The organism is Roseomonas sp. F4, from assembly GCF_053891155.1.
The window spans coordinates 486,616-513,129 of record NZ_JBSSHK010000002.1 but is presented as its reverse complement, the minus strand read 5'-3'; the positions used below and the strand labels follow the sequence as shown (position 1 = coordinate 513,129).

20 protein-coding genes are annotated in these 26,514 nt (G+C 71.3%); 16 read left to right on the top strand and 4 right to left on the bottom strand.

The window, feature by feature from the left end; translation table 11 throughout:
- The first annotated feature begins 220 nt into the window (after nt 1–220).
- Entirely contained in the window at nt 221–1,276 is a 1,056-nt protein-coding gene (locus ACVFYP_RS09795) for a hypothetical protein (RefSeq protein ID WP_499199984.1), read from the top strand.
- Between the two features lies 1 nt (nt 1,277).
- Nucleotides 1,278–4,226 (top strand): caspase family protein, encoded by a 2,949-nt coding sequence (locus ACVFYP_RS09790; RefSeq protein WP_499199983.1) that lies wholly within the window; start codon nt 1,278–1,280, stop codon nt 4,224–4,226.
- Nucleotides 4,227–4,332: 106 nt separating this feature from the next.
- Here ACVFYP_RS09790 and ACVFYP_RS09785 read toward each other — a convergent pair whose 3' ends face one another.
- Nucleotides 4,333–4,812, bottom strand: coding sequence for an Hcp family type VI secretion system effector (locus ACVFYP_RS09785; protein ID WP_499199982.1), 480 nt, complete (start codon nt 4,810–4,812; stop codon nt 4,333–4,335).
- Between the two features lie 66 nt (nt 4,813–4,878).
- Entirely contained in the window at nt 4,879–7,530 is a 2,652-nt protein-coding gene (gene tssH, locus ACVFYP_RS09780; RefSeq protein ID WP_499199981.1) for a type VI secretion system ATPase TssH, read from the bottom strand.
- Nucleotides 7,531–7,799: 269 nt separating this feature from the next.
- Between tssH and tssA the strand changes: the two genes are divergently transcribed.
- The 13 genes from tssA to ACVFYP_RS09715 all read left to right on the top strand — a co-directional run bounded on the left by tssA (nt 7,800) and on the right by ACVFYP_RS09715 (nt 22,015).
- On the top strand, nt 7,800–8,942 hold the full coding sequence (gene tssA, locus ACVFYP_RS09775; RefSeq protein ID WP_499199980.1) for a type VI secretion system protein TssA: 1,143 nt from the start codon (nt 7,800–7,802) through the stop codon (nt 8,940–8,942).
- A 193-nt stretch (nt 8,943–9,135) separates the two neighbouring features.
- A complete protein-coding gene (gene tssB, locus ACVFYP_RS09770) occupies nt 9,136–9,642 on the top strand; it encodes a type VI secretion system contractile sheath small subunit (protein ID WP_499199979.1) in 507 nt (168 codons plus the stop codon).
- Nucleotides 9,643–9,645: 3 nt separating this feature from the next.
- The gene (gene tssC / locus ACVFYP_RS09765; protein WP_499199978.1) at nt 9,646–11,136 is read left to right on the top strand and encodes a type VI secretion system contractile sheath large subunit; all 1,491 of its coding nucleotides are present in this window, start codon (nt 9,646–9,648) and stop codon (nt 11,134–11,136) included.
- A 4-nt stretch (nt 11,137–11,140) separates the two neighbouring features.
- Nucleotides 11,141–12,658: a type VI secretion system contractile sheath large subunit gene (gene tssC, locus ACVFYP_RS09760; protein WP_499199977.1), complete on the top strand. Its 1,518-nt coding sequence runs from the start codon at nt 11,141–11,143 to the stop codon at nt 12,656–12,658.
- Nucleotides 12,659–12,875: 217 nt separating this feature from the next.
- On the top strand, nt 12,876–13,664 hold the full coding sequence (locus ACVFYP_RS09755) for a type VI secretion system accessory protein TagJ (RefSeq protein WP_499199976.1): 789 nt from the start codon (nt 12,876–12,878) through the stop codon (nt 13,662–13,664).
- Nucleotides 13,665–13,666: 2 nt separating this feature from the next.
- Nucleotides 13,667–14,158 carry a type VI secretion system baseplate subunit TssE gene (gene tssE, locus ACVFYP_RS09750; protein ID WP_499199975.1) on the top strand — a complete coding sequence of 164 codons (492 nt, stop codon included), beginning with the start codon at nt 13,667–13,669 and terminating at the stop codon, nt 14,156–14,158.
- Between the two features lie 163 nt (nt 14,159–14,321).
- Nucleotides 14,322–16,151, top strand: a complete 1,830-nt coding sequence (tssF, locus tag ACVFYP_RS09745) for a type VI secretion system baseplate subunit TssF (RefSeq protein WP_499199974.1) — start codon at nt 14,322–14,324, stop codon at nt 16,149–16,151.
- Complete coding sequence (tssG, locus tag ACVFYP_RS09740) at nt 16,148–17,137, top strand: type VI secretion system baseplate subunit TssG (protein WP_499199973.1); 990 nt, start codon at nt 16,148–16,150, stop codon at nt 17,135–17,137. The genes tssF and tssG overlap by 4 nt, the downstream gene beginning before the upstream one ends.
- Entirely contained in the window at nt 17,134–18,648 is a 1,515-nt protein-coding gene (locus tag ACVFYP_RS09735) for a class I SAM-dependent methyltransferase (RefSeq protein ID WP_499199972.1), read from the top strand. Before tssG ends, ACVFYP_RS09735 begins: the two co-directional genes overlap by 4 nt.
- A 75-nt stretch (nt 18,649–18,723) precedes the next feature.
- Entirely contained in the window at nt 18,724–19,359 is a 636-nt protein-coding gene (locus tag ACVFYP_RS09730; protein ID WP_499199971.1) for an OmpA family protein, read from the top strand.
- A 64-nt stretch (nt 19,360–19,423) separates the two neighbouring features.
- Nucleotides 19,424–20,056: an OmpA family protein gene (locus ACVFYP_RS09725; protein WP_499199970.1), complete on the top strand. Its 633-nt coding sequence runs from the start codon at nt 19,424–19,426 to the stop codon at nt 20,054–20,056.
- Between the two features lie 72 nt (nt 20,057–20,128).
- Complete coding sequence (locus ACVFYP_RS09720; protein WP_499199969.1) at nt 20,129–21,259, top strand: hypothetical protein; 1,131 nt, start codon at nt 20,129–20,131, stop codon at nt 21,257–21,259.
- A gap of 75 nt (nt 21,260–21,334) precedes the next feature.
- Nucleotides 21,335–22,015: a LirA/MavJ family T4SS effector gene (locus ACVFYP_RS09715; RefSeq protein WP_499199968.1), complete on the top strand. Its 681-nt coding sequence runs from the start codon at nt 21,335–21,337 to the stop codon at nt 22,013–22,015.
- Between the two features lie 72 nt (nt 22,016–22,087).
- On the opposite strand, the gene ACVFYP_RS09710 is transcribed toward ACVFYP_RS09715, so the two are convergent.
- Entirely contained in the window at nt 22,088–24,217 is a 2,130-nt protein-coding gene (locus ACVFYP_RS09710; protein ID WP_499199967.1) for a serine/threonine protein kinase, read from the bottom strand.
- 85 nt (nt 24,218–24,302) lie between these two features.
- Nucleotides 24,303–25,124, bottom strand: coding sequence for an FkbM family methyltransferase (locus ACVFYP_RS09705; RefSeq protein WP_499199966.1), 822 nt, complete (start codon nt 25,122–25,124; stop codon nt 24,303–24,305).
- A gap of 100 nt (nt 25,125–25,224) precedes the next feature.
- Between ACVFYP_RS09705 and ACVFYP_RS09700 the strand changes: the two genes are divergently transcribed.
- The gene (locus ACVFYP_RS09700) at nt 25,225–26,451 is read left to right on the top strand and encodes a class I SAM-dependent RNA methyltransferase (RefSeq protein ID WP_499199965.1); all 1,227 of its coding nucleotides are present in this window, start codon (nt 25,225–25,227) and stop codon (nt 26,449–26,451) included.
- Nucleotides 26,452–26,514 lie beyond the last annotated feature (63 nt).

Sequence of the window (26,514 nt, the reverse complement as noted above, 5' to 3'; positions counted from 1 at the left end):
CTTGGATCTGTCAGGGCGATGGGGCCCCTGTTTCCGCCAGCCAACGCGACTATGCCCCAGGATAGACAGGCTTGGCGCCCAGAGGAAGCGACCGCGCCACCGCGCGCAACAGCCCGCAACACTGTTGCATTGCACACGCAACCTGGGGAACCGAGGCGGCCTGTTCGCCCGCGCGGGCGGCTGATAGCCTGTCGGCACAATCCCGAACGGGGCCATCACCATGCGCCACGCCATATCCCTCCCCTCCTCACCGCGCTCCGGCGCCATGGCGCGGCCGCGGCCCGCCGCCTGGAAGCGCGGCCTGGCGCTGCTGACGGCGGGCGCGATGCTCGCCGGCTGCGTCACGACGCGGGAGGGGCGGATCGGCGCGGATGATGGCGATGCCTGCCGCAGCCAGCTCGTCGCGCTCGACAGCACCGGCAATTTCTTCGGCGAGGATATTCTGCGCGGTGCGGCCATCGGCGCGGTCAGCGGCGCGGTGCTGGGCGGGCTGCTGGCGGCGGCGACCGGCCAGCGCGGCAGCGGCATCGCCGCCGGCGCGGGCATCGGCGCGGTGGCGGGCGGCGTCACCGGCGGCACGCTGGGCTATCTTTCGGCGCGGCAGCAGCAGGCGGCGGACCAGGCCTCCCTGAACCAGGCTATCGCCAATGACCTGGCGGCTGAGAATGCGCAGCTCGACCGCACCCAGATCGCCTTCGACCAGCTGATGGATTGCCGCTTCCGCGCCGCCCAGCAGATCCGCGCCGACCTCGCCGCCGGCCGCATCGCCCGCCCGCAGGCCCAGGCCGCCATGGACAATCTGCGCGCCCGCACCCAGGGCGATGTGCGGCTGGCGCAGACCATCAACGGCCAGATCGGCCGCCGCGGCGCCGAATTCGACACGGCGATCGACAGCGTGGCACCGGAGGCCAAGCAGATGGCGCAGGCGCCGTCCCGCACCGTCCCGGCCGCCGCGCGCGGCGAGGTGAAGCTGCGGCTGCGCCCGGATGCCGGCGCGCCGGAGGTCGTCTCCGTCTCCGCGCGGGAACGTGTGACGCTGCGGCCCGGGCGCAATGGCTATGCGCAGGTGGAAACCGCCTCCGGCCTGCGTGGCTATGCGCCGGCCAATGCCTTTCCGGAGGCGCGCAACCTGGGTGGCCGGCCGGCCACGGCGGAGGGCGGCGACGTGCGGTCGCTGGCGGCCAGCAACATCGCCCGCCGCGACAATTTCGCGGAGAGCGTCGGTACGGCGGACCGGCTGGCGCAGCAGGGCCAGGGCTTCGAGCTGGCAAGCTGATATGCGGCGGCGCGCCGCCCTTCTCCTGATCCTGCTGCTGCTGCTGGCGGCGGCAGGCCAAGCGCGCGCCCAGGACCCGCCCCAACAACCCTTCCTGCGGGTGGAGGCGGCGGCGCATACGGCGCCCGTCGCGCGGCTGGCCACCGATGCGGTCGGGCGCGTGCTGGCCAGCGTGTCCGATGACAAGACACTGCGGCTGTGGGACCTGCCGGAAGGCACGCTGCGCGCCGTGCTGCGCCCGCCCATCGCGCCGGAGGCGGAGGGCGAGCTTTACGCCGTGGCGCTGACGCCGGACGGGCGGCGCGCCTTCGTCGCCGGCTATACCGGCGCCGCCTGGGACCGCAGCTTCGCCATCTATCTGTTCGACACCGCCACCGGGCGCATGCTGGCCCGCCTGCCCGGCCTGCCGGCGCCGGTGCAGCATCTGGCCGTCTCGGCCGACGGCACGCGCCTGGCCGCGGCGCTGGGCGGGCGGGCCGGCATCCGCGTCTGGAACGCCAGCAATGGCGCGCCGCTGTGGGAGGATGCGGGCTTCACCGCGCCCGCCCGCATGGTGGCCTTCGAACCGCAGGGCACAAGGCTGGCGGCGAGCGGCGCCGATGGCCGGCTGCGGATCTATGACGCCAGCGGCCGCAAGCTGGTGGAGCGTGTGCCGCTGGCCAATGCGCGGCCCTTCGGCCTGGCCTGGTCGCCCGATGGCGGGCTGCTGGCCGTGGGATTCGAGGACCGGCTGCGGGTGGAGGTGCTGGCCGCGGCCGATCTGCGCGCCGTCTTCACCCCCGATGTCACGGGCCTCGCCGGCGAGGGCCTGCCGGCGGTGAGCTGGGCCATGGATGGGCGCGGCGGCGTGCAACTGCATGCGGCGGGCTATGCGCGGCGCGCCCAGCAGCCTGCCGCCGCGCGGGGCGTCGCGGTGCCGGGCGGGGCGGAGGAGGCAAGGCGCGACTTCGTCATCCGCCGCTGGGGCGATTACGGCCTCGGCGCCTTCACCGATATTCCCGCCGCGCGGGATGCCATCTCCCATCTTCTGCCCCTGCCGGGTGGCGGGCTCGCTTTCGCGGCGGCCGATCCGGGCTGGGGGATGCTGGCGCCGGATGGCCGGCTGGCCATCACGCCGCGTCCGCCGGGGGCGGATTTCCGGGCGACCGGCGCGGCGCTCGCCATGTCGCCGGACGGCACGCGGCTGCGGCTGGCCTTGCGGCCGGGCGCGGCGCCGCTGGTGTTCGACGCGCTGGCGGGCAGCCTTGGCCCGGCGGAGGGCTCGGGCTTCGTCACCGCGCGGACCGAAAGCGCGAGGCTGGTCGTCACCGACTGGCGCAATGCCAACCGCCCGCGCCTCGGCCGCACGCCGCTGGCCCTCGGCGCCGGCGAATTCGCCCGCAGCCTGGCGCTGCGCGATGGCGATACCGGGCTGCTGCTCGGCACCGACAACCACCTGCGCCTGTTCGACGCCCAGGGCCAGGCGCAGGCGAGCCTTCAGGTGCCGGGCGCGGTCTGGGGGCTGACCCTGGCCGGCGATGTGGCGGTCGGCGCGCTGGGCGATGGCACGCTGCGCTGGTGGCGGATCGGCGCCGGGGAGATCACCGAGCTGGCGGCGCTGTTCATCCATGCGGAATCGCGCCGCTGGGTGATCTGGACGCCGGAGGGGCTGTTCGACCATGCGCCGAATGGCGGGCAGGAGCTGGTGGGGCTGCATCTGAATGGCGGCCGCGCGCAGACGCCCGAATGGGCCAGTTTCCGCCAGGCCTATCGCGCGCTCTATGCGCCCGCCGCCGTGCGCGGGCGCATTGCCGGCGATGGCGCGCCGGCCCGCGCACGGCTGGCGCAGCTCGGCGCGATCCGGGATCGGGTCGGGCGCCTGCCGCAACTGACCGCGCAATCCGCCTGCGCCGTGGTCGGGGAGGCCTGCACCGCGGTCGAATGGAATGCGCGCGACCTGCCGGCCGGCGCCACGGCGCTGCGCCTGCGCTTCGGCGCCACCGATCGCGGGCTGGGGCTTGGCCCGCTGGATGTGCTGGTGAACGACCGCATCGCCGCCCGCGCTGAGACGGGCGTTGGGGCACAAGCCGGGTTGATGGAGGCGGAGGTGCCGCTCGACCCCGGCAGCAACCGCATCGCCACCCGGCTTTACGCCGAGGACCGCACGCTGTTCGCCGAAGGACCGGCGCTGGATCTGCGCCGGTCCGGCGAGGCCATGCCGGCGGAGGCGGGCCGGCTGGTGGTGCTGGCGATCGGCATCAACCGCTACGCCAATCCGGCGCTGAACCTGAACTTCGCGGTGCCGGACGCGGATTCCGTGGCGCAGGCGCTGCGTGGCCGCGCCGGCGGGCTGTTCCGCGACGTGGAGGTGACGGTGCTGCGCGATGCGCAGGCGACGCGGCGCGGCATCATGGCGGCGCTGGAGACGGTGGCGCGGACGACGCAGCCCAACGATACCTTCGTGCTGTATCTCGGTGGCCATGGCCTGCGCACGGAGCCCGACCAGCGCTTCCTGTTCCTGCCGCAGGACACGACCGATACCAGCAACTGGGCGGCGTTGCGGCGCCAGGGCATCGAGGATTCCGCGCTGGTCGCCGCCATCGCCCGCATCCGCGCGCGCGATGGGCTGCTGCTGCTGGACACCTGCCATGCCGGGCAACTCACCCTCGATCAGCTTTCCGCGCTGGGCAATGAGACGGGGCGCTTCCTGCTGGCGGCCAGCACCTCGGTGCAGGAAGCGCTGGACAGCTATAATGATCGCAACGGCGTCTTCGCCCATGCGGTGCTGGAAGCGCTGGGCGGCAGCGCGGCGACGGATGCGGAAGGGCGCGTCAGCGCGCTGGCACTCGGCGAATGGGTGACGCGGCGCGTGCCGCAACTGGCGGCGGAAAAGCGGCACAGCCAGGATGCGGTGTTCCGCAGTGCCAGCCGCGACCTGCGCAGCTTCCCGCTGGCGGTGGTGCCGCGCTGATCCGGCCATGCCGGGCGCCCATATGGCAAAACACCCCCGTCGCGGCGCGACGGGGGCGTGATGGTCGGGCAGATCCGCGCCGGAGATCCGGCGCGGCGGGGTGGCGTCAGCCGGACTTGGCGGCGGAGATGTCGTAGATGACATGGCCCGTGGTGGTCGACTTGAACTTGTCGTCCACCTTCAGGTACTCGCTGTCGAACTTCGTGAAGTTGAACGACAGGGATTCCGAAGGGCGGTCACCGCCGCTGCTGATCGAATAGCCGCTGATCAGCGTGTTGGTCAGGATGTACTTCTGGTAGGCGATATGCTTGCCGCTGGAATCGGTCTGGGTCATCTCGATCTTGACCGTCTTCGCGTCGCCGCCGACCGACTCCTTCAGCATCAGCGGGGAGATCGCGTCCATGGTCTTGGTCACGACGATCTCCGACACGCTCGGCGCCGTCGCCTCACGCTTGGAACCGCCGCCGACGCCGGAGGAGATGCCGCGGCCGACGCCCCACTGCATGGAGTTGACCTCCATCCAGTCCTTGTAGCCCTCGGCGGTGACTTCGCCCTTCAGGTCGCCATACTTGATGAAGATCGCCATTGTCCGGTCCCTTGCCTGTGGTTGACCAACATTCCCCGAATCCCGTTGCCTCGGCGGCGGGGCCTTTCAGCCGAGGTCGTACCGGAAGCCGCCGGCATCATCGATGCCGACCTGCACCCGGCCTATCTCACCACCCTCCGCCAGGCGCCCCAGTATGCCGGCCGAAAGCTCCGGCAGCAGGGTGCGGCTGAGGATGTTGTCGATGTTGCGCGCGCCGGATTCGACCTCCTTGCAGCGGGAGACGATGGTCTCCGGCACCGCATCGTCGAATTCCAGTGGCACGCCGTAGCTCTCGACCATGCGGCGGCCGATGCTGCGCAGCTTCAGGACGCAGATCTTCTTCAGGATCTCATCCGCCAGCGGATAGTAGATGACAGTGTTGCAGCGGCCCAGGAAGGCCGGCTTGAACACCTTCAGCAGGTCGGGCTGCAACGCCTCCCGCAGCGGCTCCGGGTCCGGCGCGGTGTCCGGGTCGGCGCAGAGCTTGGCGATGGTGTCGGTGCCGGCATTGCTGGTCATGATGATGACGCAGTTGCGGAAATCGATATCCCGCCCCTCGCCATCCTTCATCTGGCCCTTGTCGAAGACCTGGTAGAACACGTCCTGCACGCCGGGATGGGCCTTTTCCATCTCATCCAGCAGCACGACGCTGTAGGGACGGCGGCGAACGGCCTCCGTCAGCACGCCGCCTTCGCCATAGCCGACATAGCCGGGCGGCGATCCCATGAGGAGCGAGACCTTATGCTCCTCCTTGAACTCGCTCATGTTGATGACGGTGAGGTTCTGCTCGCCGCCATAGAGAAGATCGGCGACCGCCAGAGCGGTTTCCGTCTTGCCGACGCCGGAGGTGCCGGCCATCAGGAAGACGCCGATCGGCTTGCGCGGATCGGTCAGACCTGCACGGCTTGTGCGGATCGCCTGGGCAATCGCATCCAGCGCATGGTCCTGACCGACGACGCGCTCCATCAGCTTCTGCTTCAGGTTGAGCACGGTCTTGATCTCGTCGGAGACCATGCGGCCCACCGGAATACCGGTCCAGGTCGCGACGACTTCCGCCACCGCCTGGCCATCGACCACCGGATGCACCAGCGGCGTCTCGCCTTGCAGCGTCTTCAATTCCTTCGACGCATCCGCCAGATCCTGCTTGATCTGCGCGGCATCGACCGGCGGCGCATCGGGCGTCAGGCCCAGCGCCGCGGTTTCGGCCTGCAGGCGCAGATCGCGAATCTTCGCGACGAGCGCCTTCTCCTGCTCCCATCGCGTGTTCAGCTCGGCCAGTTCGGCCTCCGCCTTCACGCGCTCCGCCTCCAGCGCCGCGATGCGCGTGGCATGGTCGCTGCCGGTGGCGGATTCGCGGCCCACCGCGCCCAACTCCGTCGCGATCATTTCCAGCCGCCGCGTGCGATCCTCGATCGGTGCGGGGATGGAGGCCTGGCTCATCGACACGCGCGCGCAGGCGGTGTCCAGCAGCGACACGCCCTTGTCGGGCAATTGGCGCGACGGGATGAAGCGCGCGGAGAGTTTCACCGCATCGGTAATCGCCTCGTCGAGAATGCGCACGCCGTGGTGCTTTTCCAGCGTCGCGACCAGGCCGCGCAGCATGGCCATGGCCAGCGGCTCGCTCGGCTCCTCCACCTTCACCACCTGGAAGCGGCGGGTGAGAGCGGCGTCCTTCTCGAAATACTTCTTGTACTCGGCCCAGGTGGTCGCGGCGACGCAGCGCAGCTCACCGCGCGCCAGCGCGGGCTTCAGCAGATTGGCCGCGTCGTTCTGCCCGGCCTGTCCGCCGGCGCCGATCAGCGTATGCGCCTCATCGATGAACATCACAATCGGCGTGGGCGAGGCCTTCACCGTGTCGATGACACCTTTGAGACGATTCTCGAACTCGCCTTTCACACCCGCGCCCGCCTGCAACAGGCCGAGGTCCAGTGACATCAGCTTCACGTTGCGCAGCGCCGCCGGCACGTCGCCCTGTGCGATGCGCAAGGCGAGGCCTTCCACCACCGCGGTCTTGCCGACTCCGGGCTCGCCGGTGAGGATCGGGTTGTTCTGGCGGCGGCGGGTCAGGATATCCACCATCTGGCGGATCTCCGCATCGCGGCCGAGAATCGGGTCGATCTTTCCGGCCTTCGCCTGCGCCGTGAGGTCGGTGCAGAATTGTTCGAGCGGACCATCGCCACGCGGCGCGCCGGCGGCGGGCGCGGCACCCGGCGCGGAAGCGGCGGTCTCGGCCTGGCCGGCCTCGTCGCTGCCGCTGGTGAGATCGGCAAGGTTACGTCGCACGCGATCCGCCGGCACCGCGGCCAGCGTCGCGGAACTGTCACGCAGCGTGCGCGCCAGCGCATCATCCGCCAGCAGCGCCGCCAGAAGATGGCCGCTGCGAATGCGGGTGGCATTGGCTTCCAGAGAGGCGATCAGCCAGGCTTCCCGCAGCCAGGCGACGATATCGGGTGACAGAGCGGGCGCGCGCGCATTGCCGGTGCGCAGCCGGTCGAGCGCCTTGGTCAGATCCCCCGCCACCTTGCCGGCATCAACCTCCAGCTTGCGCAGCGCATGGGCGATGTCGCTGCCGGGCGTTTCCACCAGCTTCAGCAGAACATGCTCGATCTCGACATTGTAGTGGCTGCGCGACAGCGTCAGCCCGGCGGCGGCTTCCACCTGCCTGCGGCAGAGATCGCTCAGCCGACCGACGACGGATTTCAGGTCTACAGCCACCATGAGACGCAACGCTCCCCGACCTGCACTGATGATGATTCTTGCCCGCTAGACCGTAACGGTGCCGCAAGCTAACCATCGGTTGCGCAGGTGTCCACAATGCCAGCGGTTCCGCCGGACCGTGTTTCAGGACGTTTCGCGGCGTTTCGTGCGATGCAGCAAGCGCTATCGCGCCGCGCTGAAGCTGCGGCAGACTGGGCTACCGGCAACGTGGCCGCGGCAGGGCGGGTTGGTCTGTACACGCATGACGCGCAAAGGCGGGGGGATTTGGGGTGGCCGAGGATCCGATCGAGCTTGAGACGCTGCTGGCCCCGATCGAGGACAGCGAGGGTGGGGCCGGCGAAGACCTGCGCGAGGACACCTCGTACAATTCCCCTTTCCGGCGCGTCAGCGACGCCTGGAAGACCGCCCGGAACCGGGAACGCGCGCTCGACAGCGTGACGGAGGGCGCCGAGGAGGGCGAGGGCGGTCGTGAGGCCGCGCCCCTGCCGGCGGAAGCCTGGCGCGAGGTCCTGGTGGTCGGGCAGGAGGTGCTGGCGCGGCGCTCCAAGGATTTCCAGGTCGCGGCCTGGCTGACCGACGCGCTGGTGCGGAGTGATGGGCTGGCTGGCCTCGCCGCCGGGGCGAAGCTCATCACCGGCCTCTGCGAGCGGTTCTGGGAGGCCGGCTTCCCGCAGCCGAACGACTATGGAATGGAAGACCGCGCGCTGCAGATCAGCGGCCTGGCCGGCGCCGGCACCGACGGCACAGTGATGCAGACCCTGCGCCGCCTGCCGCTGTTCCACCGCGCCGACGGCACGCCGCTCGGCCTGTACCAGTGGGACCAGGCGGAGGAAACGCAGGCGATCGTCAATGAGGAACGCCTGGCCGCGCGGCGCGCGGCGGGTGTGCCGGAACTGCCGACGCTGAAGGCCGAAGCCCGGATGGACATGGCCTTCCTGGCCGGCGTGGCGCGGGACGCCGTGGCCGCGAAGGCGGCGTGGACCGAGATGGAGCGGGCGACGGAGGAACGCTTCGGGTCGGAGGCACCCTCCACCGGCAATGTCGCGCGGCTGCTCGACCGGCTGATCGAGGTGACCGGGCAATTGGGCGGTGGCGCCAGCGCCGCGCCGGAACCGGGGGCTGCGGCCGGCCCGGCGCCCGGCGGCGCGCCCGGCGCCCCGGCCGCGGCCATGACCGCCCCCGGCGGTCCGGCGGTGATCGCGACGCGGGAGGATGCGCTGCGCGAGCTGGGCCGGATCGCCGAGTTCTTCCGCCGCACCGAACCCCATTCCCCCCTGGCCTATACGCTGGAGGAGGCGGTGCGCCGCGGCCGCATGACGCTGGCCGATTTGCTGGCGGAGGTGCTGCCGGATGAGGAAGCACGGCATGGGCTGCTGGCCCGGCTCGGCATCCGGCCGGTGACGCCGGAATGAGCACCCTCTGTTACCCGCGCAACGCGGCGAAACCGTTCCCGGCACCCGCAATGGTTGACGCGACCCGGATCGAAAGCGTTCACTGCCACCCTGGCAATGACAGAGGTCGAAACGACCCCGAAACAGGCTGGCCGCCTTCCGGCCACCAGAGTCCCCACCCCACTTCCCCCAGCATGAGGAACCGCGAAGCGCCATGACAAGCGTCCATGACAAGCTGGCGCGCGTGCGCAAGCCCCGCGTCCACATCACCTACGAAGTCGAGACCGAGGGTGCCGCCATCGTGCGGGAACTGCCCTTCGTGGTCGGCGTGATGGGCGACTATGCCGGCGACCCGGCCGAGCCCCTGAAGCCGCTGGCCGAGCGGAAGTTCGTGCAGATCGATCGCGACAATTTCAACGACGTGATGGCCCGCATCGCGCCCGGGCTGAACCTGAAGGTGGACAACACCCTGGCCGGCGACGGCAGCCAGATGGCGGTCAACCTGAAGTTCAGGTCGATGGAGGATTTCGAGCCGGCGAAGGTGGCGGACCAGGTTCCGGCGCTGAAGGCGCTGCTGGAAACCCGGGCCAAGCTGCGTGACCTGATGAGCAAGGTCGACCGCTCCGACGAGTTGGAGACCCTGCTGGAACAGGTGCTGAACGACAAGTCGAAGCTCGAGGCGCTGTCCGCGGAGCTTGGCCTCGACAAGAGGGAGGGCTGACCGATGAGCTCGACCCAGTCACAGCCGGGCGGCGCCACGACCACCACGGAAGAAGGTGGCCTTGGCCTGCTGGACCAGGTGATCGGCGCCACCAAGCAGACCGAGCGCGACCGCGCGCAGGAACTGATCAAGGCGCTGACGGAGGAGGCGCTGAAGGGCACCGTCACCTTCAGCCGCAACCTGTCGCAGACCTTCGACCGCGCCATCGCCGCGATCGACGCCAAGGTGTCCGAACAGCTCAACCAGGTGATGCACCATCCGCGCTTCACCAAGCTGGAAGGGTCCTGGCGCGGGCTGAACTACCTGGTGATGAACAGCGAGACGGGCACCAGCCTGAAGATCCGCATGTTGCAGGCCAGCAAGAAGGACCTGTCCCGCGACCTGCAGCGGGCGGTGGAATTCGACCAGTCCGGCCTGTTCAAGAAGATCTACGAGAACGAGTTCGGCACCCCCGGCGGCGAGCCCTATGGCGCGCTGGTCGGCGACTATGAATGGACCGCGCATCCGGACGATGTGGAGACGCTGCGGCTGATCTCCAACGTCGCGGCCGGCGCCTTCGCGCCCTTCATCTCCGGCGTCGGCGCCGAAATGTTCGGCTTCCAGGACTGGCGCGAATTGTCCAAGCCGCGCGACCTGGCGAAGATCTTCGAGACGCAGGAATACACCAGCTGGCGTTCCTTCCGCGAGACCGAGGATGCGCGCTTCGTGGCGCTGGTCATGCCGCGCGTCATCGCCCGCCTGCCCTATGGCGCCGCGACCAAGCCGATCGACGAATTCAACTATGAGGAAGCGCCCTACAAGAACGGCGTCGCCCAGGCGCAGGGGCATCACGACTACTGCTGGATGAACGCGGCCTATGTGAAGGCGGCGCGGCTGACGGATGCCTTCGCGCAATACGGCTTCTGCACCGCGATCCGGGGCGCGGAGGGTGGCGGCAAGGTCGCCAACCTGCCGAACCACGTCTTCACCTCGGATGATGGCGACAGCGACGCGAAGTGCCCGACGGAAATCGGCATCACCGACCGGCGCGAGGCGGAACTTTCCGGCCTCGGCTTCCTGCCGCTCTGCCACTACAAGAACACCGATTATGCCGTGTTCTTCGGCAGCCAGTCGGCCCAGAAGCCGAAGAAGTACGACCGGCCGGAGGCGACGGCGAATGCCGCCATCTCCGCCCGCCTGCCCTATATGATGGCGACGAGCCGTTTCGCGCATTACCTGAAGGTGATGGCGCGGGACAAGATCGGCTCCTTCATGGAGGCGTCGGATTGCGAGATCTGGCTGAACCGCTGGATCCAGAACTTCGTCAATCCGATGGAAGGCGCCGGCCAGGAATCGCGGGCCAAGTATCCGCTGCGGGAGGCGCAGATCGAGGTGAAGGAGGTGCCGGGCAAGCCCGGCGTCTACAACGCCGTCGCGCATCTCCGCCCCTGGTTGCAGATGGAGGAACTGACCACCTCCATGCGGATGGTGGCGCGGATTCCGCAGAAGTCCTGATCTGGTGACAAATCCGGCCACACCGTTGCGCGAGGCGGTGCTGGCCGGGCGCTTTCTGGGCCGCGACGCGGCGGCGGCGGACCTCGCCGGCTTCGTCGTGGAAACCGCGCCGGCCCTGCAATTGCTGGGCTGGTTCGGGGAGGATCGCCTGGCGGTCATCGCGCGCGATACCGCCCCGGCGGAGGCGCTGCGCGGGGCGCTGGACCGCGACATCGCGACGCTGGATGCGATGATCTCGGCGCAGTTGGATGCCGTGCTGCATGCGGCGCGGCTGCGCCGGCTGGAAGGGTCCTGGCGCGGGCTCGCCTGGCTGGTGGACCGGCTGCCCGCCGCCAATGCGCGCATCCGCGTGAAGCTGCTGACGGCGCGCTGGGCGGAGATATGCCGCGACCTGGAACGCGCCATTGAATTCGACCAGAGCCAGCTTTTCCAGAAGATCTATGAGGAGGAGTTCGGCATCGCCGGCGGCGAGCCCTTCGGCCTGATCGCGGCGGATTACGAGCTGCGCCACCTGCCCGCCCCCGGCCAGCCGACCGATGATGTCGGCGCGCTGACGGCACTCGCCGGGGTGGCGGCGGCGGCCTTCGTGCCGATCGCGCTCGCCGCATCGCCGGCCCTGGTGGGGCTGGATGGCTTCGCGGAGGCGCCGCCCGCCTTCGACCTGGGCGCGGCGCTGGCGGGGCCGGAACATGGGCGCTGGCGCAATGCCGCGGCGCAGGAGGATATGCGCTTCCTCTGCGTCGCCCTGCCGCGCGTTCTGGGCCGCCCGCCCTGGCCGGATGACGGCGCGCGGGTGGACCGCTTCCGCTATCGCGGCCATGCGGCGGGGGCCGAACAGCGGGTCTGGACCACGCCGGTCTATGGCCTGGCGGCGGTCGCCATCCGCGCCTTCGACCGCTTCACCTGGCCCGGCGAGGTGCGTGGCGCGGAGCCGCAGGAGGAAGCGGTGGGCGGCGTGCTGGATGGCCTGCCCTATGAGCGCTTCGCCTCCGACCCGCAGGGCCCGCCGCCACGCGCGCCGCTGGACCTCGCGCTGACCGATGAGCAGGAACGGCAGCTCAGCGATGCGCGGCTGGTGCCGCTTTCGGCGCTGGAGGGGCTGTCGGAGGCGAGTTTTGGCGCCCTGCCGGCGCTGCACCGCCCGCCGCGCATGAACAGCGCGATCGCGGAGGCCAATCAGCGCCTGTCCACCCAGATCAACACGCTGCTCTGCGTCAGCCGCTTCGCGCATTGCATCAAGCTGATGGGCCGCGACATGGTGGGCTCGGCGCGGGAGGCGCCGGATGTGGAGCGGGAGTTGCAGCGCTGGCTGGATGGCTTTGTCAGCGGGTTGGGCTCCGGCGGGGCGGAGGTGACGGCGAAGTATCCGCTGCTGGATGCGCGGGTGGAGGTGCGGGAGCGGCGCGGCAAGCCCGGCGTCTATGGCTGCACCGTGCATCTGCGGCCGCATCACCAGCTGGATGAGGTGGGGGCGGCGTTCCGGCTGGTGACGGAATTCGCGCCTCGCCGCGGAGCGGCGTGATGCCAAAGTCGCGGAGCGGCATGATGCAAAGCTCGCGGAGCGGCGTGATGCCAAAGTCGCGGAGCGGCGCGATGCCAAGCTCGCGGAGCGGCGTGATGCGACCGTCGAAACGCGGCACGCATCGGGACGAAATATTCTGTGGCGCGACGGCCGCTAGGCTGCGCGCCACGCCAATCGCAGGACAGCGCCGCGCAGCGGCCATGGGGACACGCCAAAAATGACCACCGCAGGGGATGCTTTCCATGCCGGCGACCTGGCCGGCGCCCTGGCCGCCGCCACCGCCGCCGTGAAGGCCGCGCCGGCCGATTCCGATGCGCGCTGGCTGCTGGCGGAGCTGATGCTCTATGCCGGGGAGGCGGAGCGTGCGGACCGCATGCTGGACGCCGCCGCGCTGCGCGAACCCAACCCCGCCGTGCTGGAATTCCGCAAGCTGCTGCGAGCGGAGGTGGTGCGCGGCCAGGTGCTGGGTGAGGGCCGCGCGCCCAAATACCAGGGCGACGATGCCACCGCGGCCCAGCAGGCCGCGCTGCGCGCCCGGGTGCTGCTGCGCGCGGGGGAGGTGGAGGCGGCCATCGCGGCGGCGGCGGAGGTGGAATCGCTCCGCCCCCGCGTTTCCGGCCAGGCGAATGACACGCCCTTCGACGATCTGCGCGACGCGGATGACCTGTTCGCCGCGGAGTTCGAGGTGCTGACCACCGCCGGCGACCATATGCTGGTGCCGGTGGAGCGTGTGCGATCCCTGTCCTTCGACCCGCCGCGCCGGCCGCGCGACCTGTTCTGGCGCCGCTGCGCCATCGAGCTGAAGGATGGGACGGAGGGCGTGGTCTTCATGCCGGCGCTGTATTTCGGCGCCGACAAGGAAGCGCAGAACGGGCTGAAGCTCGGCCGCGTCACCGAATGGACCGACCCCGATGAGGGCCCGGTGCGCGGGCGCGGCCAGCGGCTGCTGCTGGCGGGGGATGAGGCGCTGGCCATCGCCACCGTCACCTCCCTGGTCTTCGACTGAGCATGAGTGGCACCAGAGGACCGGCGCAGCGGGCCAGGCTGCCGCTGCTGGATCGGCTGCTGGATGCCGATCCAGGGGCGCCGGAGCCACCGCCCCCCAGCGCCGCCGTGGCGCTGGAGATGCTGCACCACGCCGTGCGGCGGGACCTGGAAGCGGTGCTGAACGCCCGCCGCCGGCGCCGTCCGCTGCCGGTGGAGCTGAAGGAATTGGTGGTCTCGCCGCTGAACTACGGCATCCCCGACGCCACCTCCGGCGCCTATGCGGTGCCGGCCCGCCGCCAGGCCTTGGCGCGGGAGGTGGAGGCGACGATCCGGCGCTTCGAGCCCCGGCTGATGTCGGTGCGCGTCGAGCTGATCACCGGGGAGGACGACCTCGGCCGCGCGCTGCGGCTGAAGGTGGATGCCGTGCTGCGCGCCGATCCGGTGCCGGAGCCGGTGAGTTTCGAGACGCTGCTCGAACCCGTCTCCCGCGACGTCACCGTGCGGGAAGGCTAAGGGCATGCTCGGCGAGGGAAACGGCGCGATCCGACTTGTCTTGTCCGCCCCGGCGGCGTCGGCAGGCTTGCCGATGCAGCCAGCATCGGCTGCACCTGCCTCCCGGCCACGACGCAGAATCCGGCGTCGGCTCCTTGCCGCCCTATCGCCGAGCAAGCCCTGAATGTCCGACGATCTTCTCCCCTTCTACAACCGCGAACTCGCCGCCATCCGGCGGCTGGCGGGGGAATTCGCCGAGGCCAATCCGAAGGTCGCCGGCCGGCTGCGGATGACGCCGGATGCGGTGGACGACCCGCATGTGGAACGCCTGCTGGAAGGCGTCGCCTTCCTCGCCGCGCGGGTGCAGCACCGGCTGGATGACGAGCTGCCGGAGCTGACGGATGCGCTGCTGGAACTGCTCTGCCCGCATCTCCTGGCGCCCGTCCCCTCCCTGACCACGGTGCGGCTGCTGCCCAAGCCGGAAGCCGCCGGCCCCGCCGTGGTGCCACGCGGCACGCGGCTGGAAACGGAGAAGGTGCGCGGGGAGACGCTGACCTACCGCACCTGCCAGGACACCACGCTCTGGCCGCTGGCGGTGGAATCCGCGCGCCTCACCGGCCTGCCGCTGCCGGCGCCGGCCAATCCGCAGGCGCAGGGGGCGGTGGCCGTGCTGCGGCTCGGCCTGTCCACCACCCTGCCGGGGCTGGGCATCGCCGATATCGGGCTGGACAAGCTGCGGCTGCATCTGCGCGGCGCCGGGCCGGTGCCGGTGCAGCTTCTGGAACTGCTCTGCACCTCCACTTTGTCGATCGCGCTCGCCGATGGCCCCTCCGATCCCCGGCCGGTGCTGCTGGGGCGGGAATGTCTGCGCCAGGTCGGCTTCGCTCCGGAGGAAGCGGCCCTGCCCTGGCCGCCCCGCGCCTTTTCCGGCCATCGGCTGCTGACCGAATACTTCGCCTTCCCGGAGAAATTCCTCTACCTCGACCTCGATGGGCTGGAGCGCCGCGGCGCGGTGCAGCGCGGGCCGAAGATGGAGGTTTTTGTCTATCTCTCCCGCGCGGTGCCGGAGCTGGAACGCGCGGTCTCGGCCGAGAATTTCGCGCTGGGCTGCACGCCGGCCATCAACCTGTTCAGGCAGATCTGCGAACCCATCGCGCTGGATGGCACGCAATCCGACTGGCTGGTGGTGCCCGATGCCCGCCGCCCCGCGGCGCTCGAAGTCTATGCGGTGGAGACGGTGCGGCTGAGCCGGGCGGAGGACCCGCGCCCCCGCCGCGTGCCCGCCTTCCACCGCCTGCGCGCCGAGGATGGGGCGGAGGCCGAGGCCACGGGCGTCAGCTGGATCGCCGCCCGTCGCCCGGCGCCCGGCGTGCTCGGCGGCAGCGAGACGCGGCTGATGCTGCGCGACCCGCATTTCGACCCGGCCTTGCCGGCGGATGGCGTGCTGGGCGTCGATGCGCTGTGCTGCAATCGGGACCTGCCCTCCCTGCTGCCCTTCGGCGGCGGCCAGCCCAGGCTGCGGCTGGGTGATCCGGCGACGCCGGCGGCCAGCGCCGAATGCCTCTCCCCGCCCACCGCCACGCTGCGGCCGCAGCTGCGGGAACGCAGCGGCTGGCGGCTGGTCTCGCACCTCGCGCTGAACCATCTGGGCGTCACCGGCGGGCCGCAGGCGGCGCTCGCCTTGAAGGAGATGCTGCGCCTGCATGTGCTGCGGGACACGCCGGAGACGCGGATGGCGCTGGAAGGGCTGGTCAGCGTCACCGCCACGCCGGGCGTGGCCCGCCTGCCCGGCCTGCGCCCCGGCAGCTTTGCGCGCGGGCTGGAGGTGACGCTGACCTTCGAGCCCCAGGCCTGGACCGCCGGCGGGCTTTTTCTGCTGTCGGGCGTGCTGGAACGCTTCCTGGCGCTGCAGGTCTCGATCAACGGCTTTGTTCGCAGCCAGGCGGTTTTGCGCGGGCGCAGCGGAGCGGTGGCGAGCTGGCCGGCACGCAGCGGGACGCGGGTCTTGCTGTGAGCGGGAAGGTCCCCCCATCGCCGCTTGAAAGGCTGAAGGCAGAACCCGCCCGGTTCAGCCTGGACCAGGCGGCCATCGTGCTCGGCGGCGATCCGCTGGACCTGCGCTATCGCAGCCAGGCGCGGCTGGGCGCGCCGGGGGGCGAGGTGGCCAGCGCCAATCCGGAGACGCGGGAGGTCGTCACCCCCACCTTCGGCCTGATTGGCCCCGGCGGCGTGCTGCCGCGCCACTACACGGCGACAGTGGGGGCGGAGGCGCGCAAACGCTCCACCGCCCTGCACCAGTTCATGGACATGCTGGCGCGCCGCTTCACCGGCCTGTTCGTGAAGGCGGGCACGAAATACCGCCCGGCGCGGGACCCGAAGCCGGCCGAGACGGTGCTGGCCGCTGCCGCCGGCCTCGGCACGCCGCATCTGGTGGCGCGGCTGGCGACGCCGCTGCCGGCGCTGCTCTATCACGCGGGCGCGCTGGCCTCCCGCTCCCGCAGCGCGGAGCGGTTGCGCGGGCTGCTGACGGAGGAAACCGGCACGCCGGTGGAAATCGTGGAATTCGCCGGCGGCTGGATTCGCCTGCCGCTGGGCGAACAGTCCCGCATGGCCGGGCGCGGGCGGCCGGGGGTGAATTGCGGGCTCGGCGTGGATGCCGCCGTCGGCGCCCAGGCCTGGGACCCCTCCGCCCGCTTCCTGCTGCGCCTCGGCCCGCTGAAGCTGCGGGAGTTCGAGGCGCTGCTGCCCGGCAGTCCGCTGCATGGCAGGCTGGTGGAGCTGGTGCGGCTGCAGATCGGGCTGGAACAGGATTTCGCCCTCAACCCGGTGCTGGCGGCCGATGAGGTGCCGCCCTTGCAACTCGGCGGTCCGGGTGGCGGCGCGCGGCTGGGCTGGACCGGCTGGCTGACCACACCAAGGCCGCGCCGCGCCGATGCGAAGGACGCGATGCTGCGCCCCGCCGCGCCGCGGATCACCCCCGATCGAATGGACGCCGCATGAACGCCCCCTCCCCCTGGTCACGCGGCTATCCGGTGGCGGAGCCCTATCCGCCCTCCTGGCACAGCTTCCAGTCGCCGGGGCACCTGGCCGCCACCTGCGCGCTGATGGGCGCGGCCTGGGAGATCTCGCCCGACCAGCCGATGCAGATCGCGGAGATCGGCTGCGGCAGCGGCTACACCGCCAATGTGCTGGCCGCCGGCAATCCGAACGCCCAGGTGCTGGGCCTGGACTACAACCCCGCGCATATCGCCGAGGCGCGCTCCATCGCCACCGCCGCCGGGCTGCGCAATGCGCGCTTCGAGGCGACCGATCTGGCGGAGCTGGATGGGGCGGAGCTGGACCGGCTGCCGGAATTCGACCTGGTGACGGTGCATGGCGTCTGGTCCTGGGTCGGCGATCCGGTGCGGGAGGGGATCCTGCGGCTGCTGCGGCGCAAGGTGAAGCCCGGCGGCGTGGTGCTGATGACCTACAACGCCCTGCCCGGGGCCGGCGGCGCGCTGGGCCTGTCGCGGCTGGTGCGCGGCTTCCTGCGCAGCGCCGGCTCGACCGCCGAGGGCATCGAGGCGGCGCGCGCCCAGGTGCAGAAGCTGGTGGCGGCGGAGGCGCCGAACCTGCCCAATTCCACCTGGCGCACCCTGCTGCTGGGCGAGGTGGCGCAGGCGCGGCAGGGCTACATGCTGCATGAGTTCATCACCGACCATTGGCGCCCCTGCTTCTTCGCCGATGTGCAGGATGCGATGGCCAGCGCCCGCTGCGATTATGTCGGCAGCGCCTCGCTGGACGAGAACTTCCCCTCCATGAGCCTGAGCCCGGCGCAGCGGGAGATCTGGGAGGCGGCGCCGGATGAGGCGGCGCGGCAGTTGATCTTCGACTTCTGCGCGCCCCGCGCCTTCCGCCGCGATGTCTATGTGCGGGGCTTGCGCCGGGTGAACCGGGATGCGGCGGTGGCGGCGATTCCGCTGGCCATCACCACCCATGCCGGCGGCGGCCGCGCCATCCGCACCCAGGCCGGGGAGGCGGCGCTGCCGCCGGCGATCCTGGAGCCGATGCTGGCGGCGCTGCGCCAGGGGCCGCAGCAGGTGGGCGCGCTGCTGGCCCTGCCCGGCTGCGGCAATGTGACGCCGGCCGAAGCGCTGGCCATGCTAATCGGCAGCGGCAGCGCCATGCCGCTCTGGCTGCGGCCGGGCGATGCCGGCTGGGACCAGGCCGCGGCCACGGCGCGGCGACTGAACGCCGTCACCGCGGCCCGGCTGGCGCCGCACGGCCTGGGCACGGGGCGGCTGGCGCTGGCCACCCCGGCGCTCGCTGGCGGACTGGCAGTGAATGCCATGGAACTCGCCGTGGCCGCCCTGGCCGCCGAGACGCCGGAGGCCGAAGCGGAGGCGCTGATCCGCCGCCTGGTGCCGCCCGGGACCCAGCCGCCGGAGGAGGTGCTGGCGGGGGTGCGGGAACAGGTCGCGGAGATGCTGCGGGAGCGTCGGCCGGTCTGGCAGAGCCTCGGGATCATCTAAGCCAGCGGCGACACAGAGCGACATATGCCAGGCGGCGCGGCATGGCAGGGTTTTACCAAGCCGAGGAGGAACGCGATGCGCCGCCGTGACCTGATCCGCCCCGCCGCCCTGCTGCTGGCGCTGGCCGCCGGCCCGGCCCTGCCGGGCTTGGCGCTGGCCCAGCCTTCCTCGCCACCCAGCGTGATGAACCTGATTGACGGGCTGGACCCCGCCACCAGCCCCCGGCGCGGCATTCGCGTGCCGGCCGCGCCGGAGGCGGCGCCCAGTGCGGTGCCCAATGCCGGGGTGCCCAGCCCCGCGACCCCGCCCCGCACCGGCATCGCGGTGCCCGATGTTGCCAACACCACGGCGCCGGATGGGGCGGCTGCCATTTCGCTGACCGTCACCTTCGCCACCGGCTCCGCCACGCTGTCGCCGCGCGCCACCGGGGTGCTGGACAATCTGGGCCAGGCGCTCGGCTCCAGCCGCCTCGCCGGCTATCGCTTCCGGGTCGAGGGCCATACGGATGCGGAGGGCGATGCTGCGATGAACCAGGCGCTGTCGGAACGCCGCGCCGAAGCTGTGCGGGACTTCCTGGTGCAGCGCCACGGCCTGGACCCGCGCCGGGTGGATGTTGTGGGGCTCGGCGAGCAGCAATTGCTGGTGCCGACGCCGGACGGGATGGCGGAGCCGCGGAATCGGCGCGTCCAGGTCGTCAATCTGGGTCGATAGTTTCAGCATCGGCAGGGCGCGCGCGCTGATCTATGATGCGCCCCCCAACCGAGGAGGCTCCGCCATGCACCCCTTCCCCCTTGCGGCGCTGGCCCTGGCAAGCTGGGCGATGCTGCCTGCGCTTCCGGCGGCGGCCCAGACAGACCCGGCCGCGCTGCGGCTGATCGAGCAGCTGCGGCCGCGCGCGGGCGATGCGACGCGCGGCATCCGCCTGCCGGCGCCGGCCGATGCGACGCCGCCGCCCTCCTCCGTCGCCCCCGCCGCCGTGCCGGCGCCGCAGCGCCCGGCGGCGCCGCGCCCCGCCACCCCGGCGGCCGTGGCGCCGACCACCACGGCCCCGGCGGGTGTGGCCGCCGCCTCCATCACCGTGACCTTCCCCAGCGGCTCCGCCACGCTGACGCCTGAGGCCGAGGCACGGCTGGCACCGCTGGGCCGCGCCTTGTCCTCGCCGGACCTGGCGCCCTTCCGCTTCCGGATCGAGGGGCATACGGATTCCGTGGGCGATGCCGCGATGAACCAGGCGCTGTCGGAACGCCGCGCGGCCGCGGTGCGGAGCTATCTGATGGAGCGCTTCGGCGTGTCCGGCAGCCGGCTGGAATCGGTGGGGCTGGGCCAGACCCAGCTTCTGGTGCCGACCGGCAACGGCGTGAATGAGCCGCGCAACCGCCGCGTCCAGATCATCAACCTCGACGGCTGAGACCGCCGGTCGCGAGGGGCTGTAACGGACCAGGGGCGGACCAACCGGTTCCAGCTTTGGATGACGCGCCCGATGCCGGCAGAGGAAGACGCCACCATCCGCCGCCGCATGGGCATCGTGCCGCGCCCGGCGGCGCCGCATGTCGAATGGGGCTCCCCGGCGCCCCCGCCGCCCGCATCACGGCGACGCCGGCCCTGGCCGGTGCTGGGTGCGGCGGGGCTGGCGGGACTTGCCGGGATCGCGGCGGGGTGGTGGTGGCTGTCGCGTGAGGACGCGGCGCCGGCCCTGCCCGATGTGCCGGCGCCGATCGTGATGGTCGCGCCACCCGCCCCCCCCGCCAGCCTGCCCCCGACTGCCACGGCCCCCACTGTCACGGCCCCCACTGTCACGGCCCCGCCCGCTGCTTTCGGCCTGCCGCCCGGGCCGCCGGTGGCGGAACCGGTGCCGGAGACGCCACGCCTCGCCGCATTGCCGCCGCTGATGGAGGAGGCGGCGATCCGCGACCATCGCGCGGACCAGCCGGTCCTGCTGCGCTTCGCCAGCAACCCGGCCGTCTTCGTGATCGACTATCCGACGCTGGAGGCCCAGGGCGCGGCGCTGAACCGGGTGGCGGCGCTGGTGGAAAAGGCCGGGCTGCCGCGCGACCGGGTGCTGACGGAGGCCGAGATGGCGGAGGCCATCGCCCGCGCCGGGGACACGGCGGCCACCTTCTATTTCGGCCATAATTATCGCGGCGCCGACCTGGCGCGCTTCTTCCAGCTCGCCCAGCGCGACGGGCTGGCGCTGAACCCGGCGGAGGACTGGCTGCACGCGCAGTTCCGCCTGGCCCGCGGCCTGGTGCCGGCGGGGCAGGAGATCGTGCTGCTGTCGCTCGCCGCGCCCGGCGGGCCGATGGATGCGGCGGGGCGCGCCACCATCCTGCATCACGAGCTCAGCCACGGCCGCTTTGGCACCGTGCCGGCCTATGCCGCCCATATCCGGCAGGTCTGGCACAGCCGCTTCACCGAGGCCGACCGCGCCGCCTTCCGCCATTTCCTGGCGCGGGAGGGCTATGACAGCGGCATCGAGGAATTGATGATCGACGAGGCCCAGGCCTATCTGCTGCACACCCCCGATCCACGCTTCTTCACCCCCGCCCATCTGGGGATGGAAGCGGCGGAGGTGGAGCGTCTGCGCGGGCTGATGCGGGACGGGATGCCCTGAGAACCGCTCACCTGGGCAAGCGACCTCTCGCCATTGTGGATCGGAAACGGGTGACGCCGGGGAAAGGATTCCGGCATGCTCGGCGTCGAGCGGTTTCACGGAAAGCGAAGACGGCTGCCGCGACGCGGGAGAGGAATGTGCGGCATGGGTTGGCCCTGGAATGGAAATACGGACGACCCGATCCATAAATTCCCCTGCCTTGCCCCCATCCAGGACGACATGAAGGAGATCTATCGGCTTTTCAATAATCAGGCCGATGTAGCTTTCTGCCTTCAAAAACTTTCGGTCATGCTGGATTTGAGTTCGGTGTCCTCGTTCCAGAGTTCACTGCTGGAATTGGAAATGCATTACGGGTTCGACTACAACGTCATCACCACAGTCAAACAACTCTCAAGCGTTGAATTTCTTGGGTATATTGGCGCGCGAAGGCCCATCGACGATCTTGCCTTCAAGGACAGCATCCATGGCAGGTCCACCCACCGAATCCAGTTCATGATGATTGCCATGTGGAAGCAGCATCAGAAGGGCCAACTGAAAAGTGGCGCCTTCCAGATCTACAAGGCCATGGCCACGGCCGTGGCGACAGGCGCAAAGCCTGATGCGTCCGGGAATTACCCTTTTGAACAGGTGGCCTGGAATCATTACTTCGATGTTGATCCCGCGCTTTTCACGGTGAACAACGCCTGCCGCCCCGACTACCTGTGCGGGACGTTCATGCAGGATAAATTCCCGAAACTCGCCAGCGTTGCGGAGTAATCCGCCCCAGGTACTTGGCCACGCATTGCCCGGGCCGCCTTGCGAGGCCGCCGGCGCCTGAAGCGATGAGACCTATCGCCGCGCCACCGTCTCCAGCAGCACGGCACGGGCGCTGACGCGGCTGCCCTGGGCGCGGGCCTCACGCAGGGCGGCGGCCAGGGCCGGCAGGTAGTCGTCGAGCGGCTCCACCACCGGGCGCGGCTGCGGGAACAGCGGGCGTTCGGAGGCGAAGACGACGATCATGTCGGTGCCGAAGGGCTCATCCACCTCCCAGCCCGCGAAGCCGGGACGGGGCTCGCCGAGGCGCAGGCTGGCGCCGGCCGGCTGCGGCTGGGAGGGAACGAGATGCACGATCTCGTTCGATTTCATCAGGTAGCTGACATAGAGCTGCCCGGCATAGGGCGGCATCCGCACATCCAGCCGCAGCAGGTCGCCGCGCTGCAAGGGCATGGTGCCGGCGATGCTGACCAGCGGCGCCTCCTGCGCCCCGGCCGCGACCTGGCGGATGGTGTCGAGCGCGCCGCAATAGGGCCCCTCGAAGGCTTGCAGGCGGAGCGTCGCGGTGCCGGGCGGCACGCCCCGATCGGCCAGCGCGCGACGCACCGCCTCCTCCCCGCCCCGGCGCAGGATGCCGGTGATGGTCAGGCTGCTGTCGGTGGCGCTGTGGTCCAGCAGGCTGCAGGGCGCTGCGGAAGCCGCGGCGGCCGCGGCGGCGCGCAGGTCAGGGCGCGGCGCGGGGGTCGGGACGGGTGCCGGTGATGGTGCGGGGGTTGGCGCGGGCGCCGGTTGCGGGGTGGGCTCGGGCGCCGGGCGCGGCGGGGGGATGGGGCTGGGCACGGGGGCCGGTGTCGGGATCGGCGCCGGGGCAGGCGTGGGCGCCGGGCTCGGCGCGGGTGCCGGGGTCGGCGCAGGTATCGGAGCCGGCGTGGGTGCCGGGGTTGGCGCGGGCGCCGGAGCGGGCGCGGGAGCCGGGGTTGGCGCAGGCGCCGGAGCGGGCGTGGGCGTTGGTGCAGGCGCGGGGGTCGGCGTGGGTGCCGGCACCGGCGCCGGGGTTGGCGCGGGCGCGGGCGCGGGCGTATCGCCAGTCGCGACCTGGATGGTCGGAACCGGCGTGGGCGCGGGCCAGAGCAGGAAGGCGGCGCCCCCGGCGGCGAGCAAGGCCACGCCGCCCAGCAGCGCCCATTTCAGCCCGCCTCCGCCGCGCGAGGCCGGCGGCGGCGGCACGATCGGTGCGGGCGGCGGGGTGGCCGGCCGATGCGTGCCGGTGGCGAGCATGGTCGCGTCATCCAGCCCCGGCAGCTTCCCCGCATCGGCGAAGCCTGTGGCGGTGCCGAAACCCGTGGCATCCGCGGCCCCCACCCCGGCCCCCGCGGCGCGGATCGCCTCGGCGAAGGCGCTGGCGCTGGCAAAGCGGTCGTCCGGGCGCTTCGCCAAGGCGCGGGCCACCACCGCGTCGAAGGCGCGCGGGGCGCTGACGGCCAATTGGCTCGGCGGCGGCGGCTCGGTGTTCAGCACGCGGTGCATCAGCGCGCTGTAGCCGCCATCAAACGGCTTCTCGCCGGTCAGCATCTGGTACAGCAGCACGCCGGCGGCCCAGATATCGGCCCGCGCATCCACCGGCTCGCCGCGCAACTGCTCCGGCGCCATGTAGCTCGGCGTGCCCATCACCGTGCCGACCTGGGTCATGGTCGAGCTTTCGATCCGGGCGATGCCGAAATCCGCGATCTTGATCTGCGGCCCGCCCGTCGCCCCGCCGGGCGCCTCGGCCGTCAGCATGATGTTCGCCGGCTTGATGTCCCGGTGCACCACGCCGCGGCCGTGGGAATAGGCCAGGGCGCCCAGGATCTGGTCCATCAGCCGGACGATCTGCGGCACCGGCAGGCGTTCGCCGCGGTCCATCACGCCCTTGAGCGTGCCGCCCTCGACCAACTCCATGACGATCCAGGCGGTGTCGGCATTTTCGCCATATTCGAAGACGCCGACGATATTGGGGTGGGAGAGGCGGCCGGCCGCCTGGGCCTCGCGCCGGAAGCGCGCATGCGCCTCCCGCGCCTCCGCATCGTCGCCGCTGGGCAGGCGCACCAGCTTCACCGCCACCCGGCGTTCGATCATCCGGTCGAAGGCGTCGATCACGGTGCCCATGGCACCGGCGCCGAGCGTGCCGCGCGCCTCGTACTTGCCCGAAATCTCGCTCGGCAGCATGCCTCCGCGTCCCCCTGTCGCCGGCGCCCCTCAGGCCACGCCGCAGCCCTTTACTCATAGAGCCGCCCGCGTCCCGCAGGAAGTATTACCCGGCGACGCGATCCAGCACGAGGTCGCAATGATCGAGACTGGTCATCTGCGCCGCCGTCAGCGGGGTGAAGCTGCCATTCCTCTCGATCCGCTGACAGCGGAAGCCCAGCGCCGCGATCCACTCCGCCAGTTCGGCCACATCGCCGCGCGCCTGGAGCATGATCGGCGACCATTCCATGACGATGCAAAGGCGCGGGGACCGGGCCAGCAGTTCCGTGGCGCCGTACAGCACCAGGCCCTCCGTCCCCTCCGAATCCATGCGCAGCAGGTCGAGCGCCGGCAGATCGGCCAGGGCATCGTCCAGCCGCATGGCGGGGGCGATGAAGCCGTCGCTGTAATTCTCGGCGGCGACAGCGATGGCCAGATGGGCGCTGCCGGTCTGCACCGGATCGGCGGCGAAGCGCACCTCCCCGGGCTCATGCAGGACCGCAACCTCCCGCAGCGTCACGCGGGCGCTAAGGTGGTTGGCGGCGATGGTCCGGCGCAGCAGCGGCAGCACCTTGGGATAGGGCTCGAAGCTGTGGATATGGCCGGTGGGGCCCACCGCCTCGGCCATCACCAGCGTGTGAAAGCCGACGCTGGCACCGACCTCCGCCACCTGCATGCCCGGTTTCAGGCGGCGGCGCAGCACCGCCTCCACATGCGGCTCCCACTGGCCACGCAGGATGATGTCGGGGGTCATGCCGGCATCGTCGCCGGGCAAGTAGATCTTGCGGCCGAAGTGGGTCAGGGTCAAACCCATCCCATTGCCCAGATAATACCAGTCGCGCCGCGCCCGAAACCGGTCGCGCAGCAAGGAAAACAGCTTGTCGAGCATGGAGCCCCGTCCAAAGTCGGACCCAAATCGCATCCGAGAGGAAGCGACGCAACCGGCCACGGATGTCACGATTTCATGGCTTGGCTCGGCGGGGGACGGTGTGGCGGAGACGCCGGCCGGCCCGCTGTTCCTGCCCGGCACCCTGCCCGGGGAGCGCGTGCTGGCCCGAATGGGCGCCCGGCGCGGCGAAGGCATGGCCGCGGAGGTGGAGGCGATCCTGGTGCCGAGCCCGGATCGGGTGGAGCCGCCCTGCCCGCATTTCCTGATCGAATGCGGCGCCTGCGCCCTGCAACACCTGGCCCTGCCCGCCTATGCGGCCTGGAAGCGGGAGAGGCTGGTGGCGGCCCTGGCCCGGGCCGGGCAGCCGGATGCGCCGGTGGCGGAGGTGGTGCTGGCGCCGCCCGGCACGCGGCGCCGCGCGGACCTGGCGGTGAAGCGGCTGCAGGGCGGGGCGGTGGCGCTGGGCTTTCACCAGCGCGGCAGCGCGGCGGTGGCGGATCTGTCCACCTGCCATGTGCTGGACCCGGTGCTGGTGGCGCTGTTCCGTCCGTTGCGGGAATTGCTGCGCCGGATGACGGCGCTGAAGCGGGAGGCATCGGCGGTGCTGAACCTGCTGGACAGCGGGCCGGACCTGCTGCTGCGCACGGATGGCCCGCTCGATGCCTCCCAGCGCGCCATGCTGGCCGCCTTCGGCCAGGCGCATGGCCTGCCGCGGATCGCCTGGGCGCTGAAGGAAGGCCCGGTGGAGAACGCCGCGCAGGCCGGCCCGGTGCGGCTGGACCTTTCGGGCATCTCTGTCGCGCCACCGCCGGGCGCCTTTCTCCAGGCCGCCCCGGTGGGGGAGGCGGCGATCATCGCCGCGGTGATGGCCGGGCTGGCGGCCCAGAAGCTGCCGGTGCGGGCGCGGATCGCGGATCTTTATGCGGGCATCGGCACCCTGTCCTTCCCGCTTTCGGCCAAGGGGCGCGTCGCGGCCTATGAGGGCGATGCGGCGGCCGTCGCGGCGCTGGATGCCGGGGCGCGCAAGGCCGGCGGGCGGGTGGAGGCGATCCGCCGGGACTTGGCCTATCGCCCGCTGCTGCCGGCGGAGCTGAACGGCTTCGGCGCCGTGGTGCTGGACCCACCCTATAATGGCGCGGTGGAGCAGGTGGCGCAGATCACGCGGAGCAAGGTGCCGGTGGTGATCTATGTCTCCTGCAACCCGGTGGCGCTGGCGCGGGATGCGGGGGTGCTGGTGAAGGCGGGGTTCAAGGTGACGCAGGCGACGCCGGTGGACCAGTTTCCCTGGTCGCCGCATCTGGAATCGGTGGTCAGCTTCAGGCGCTGATCCGATCGGCCGGCCCTATGGCGGCGAGAGGCACAGGGCGGGGGACAGGCAGGTGCGGCGTCG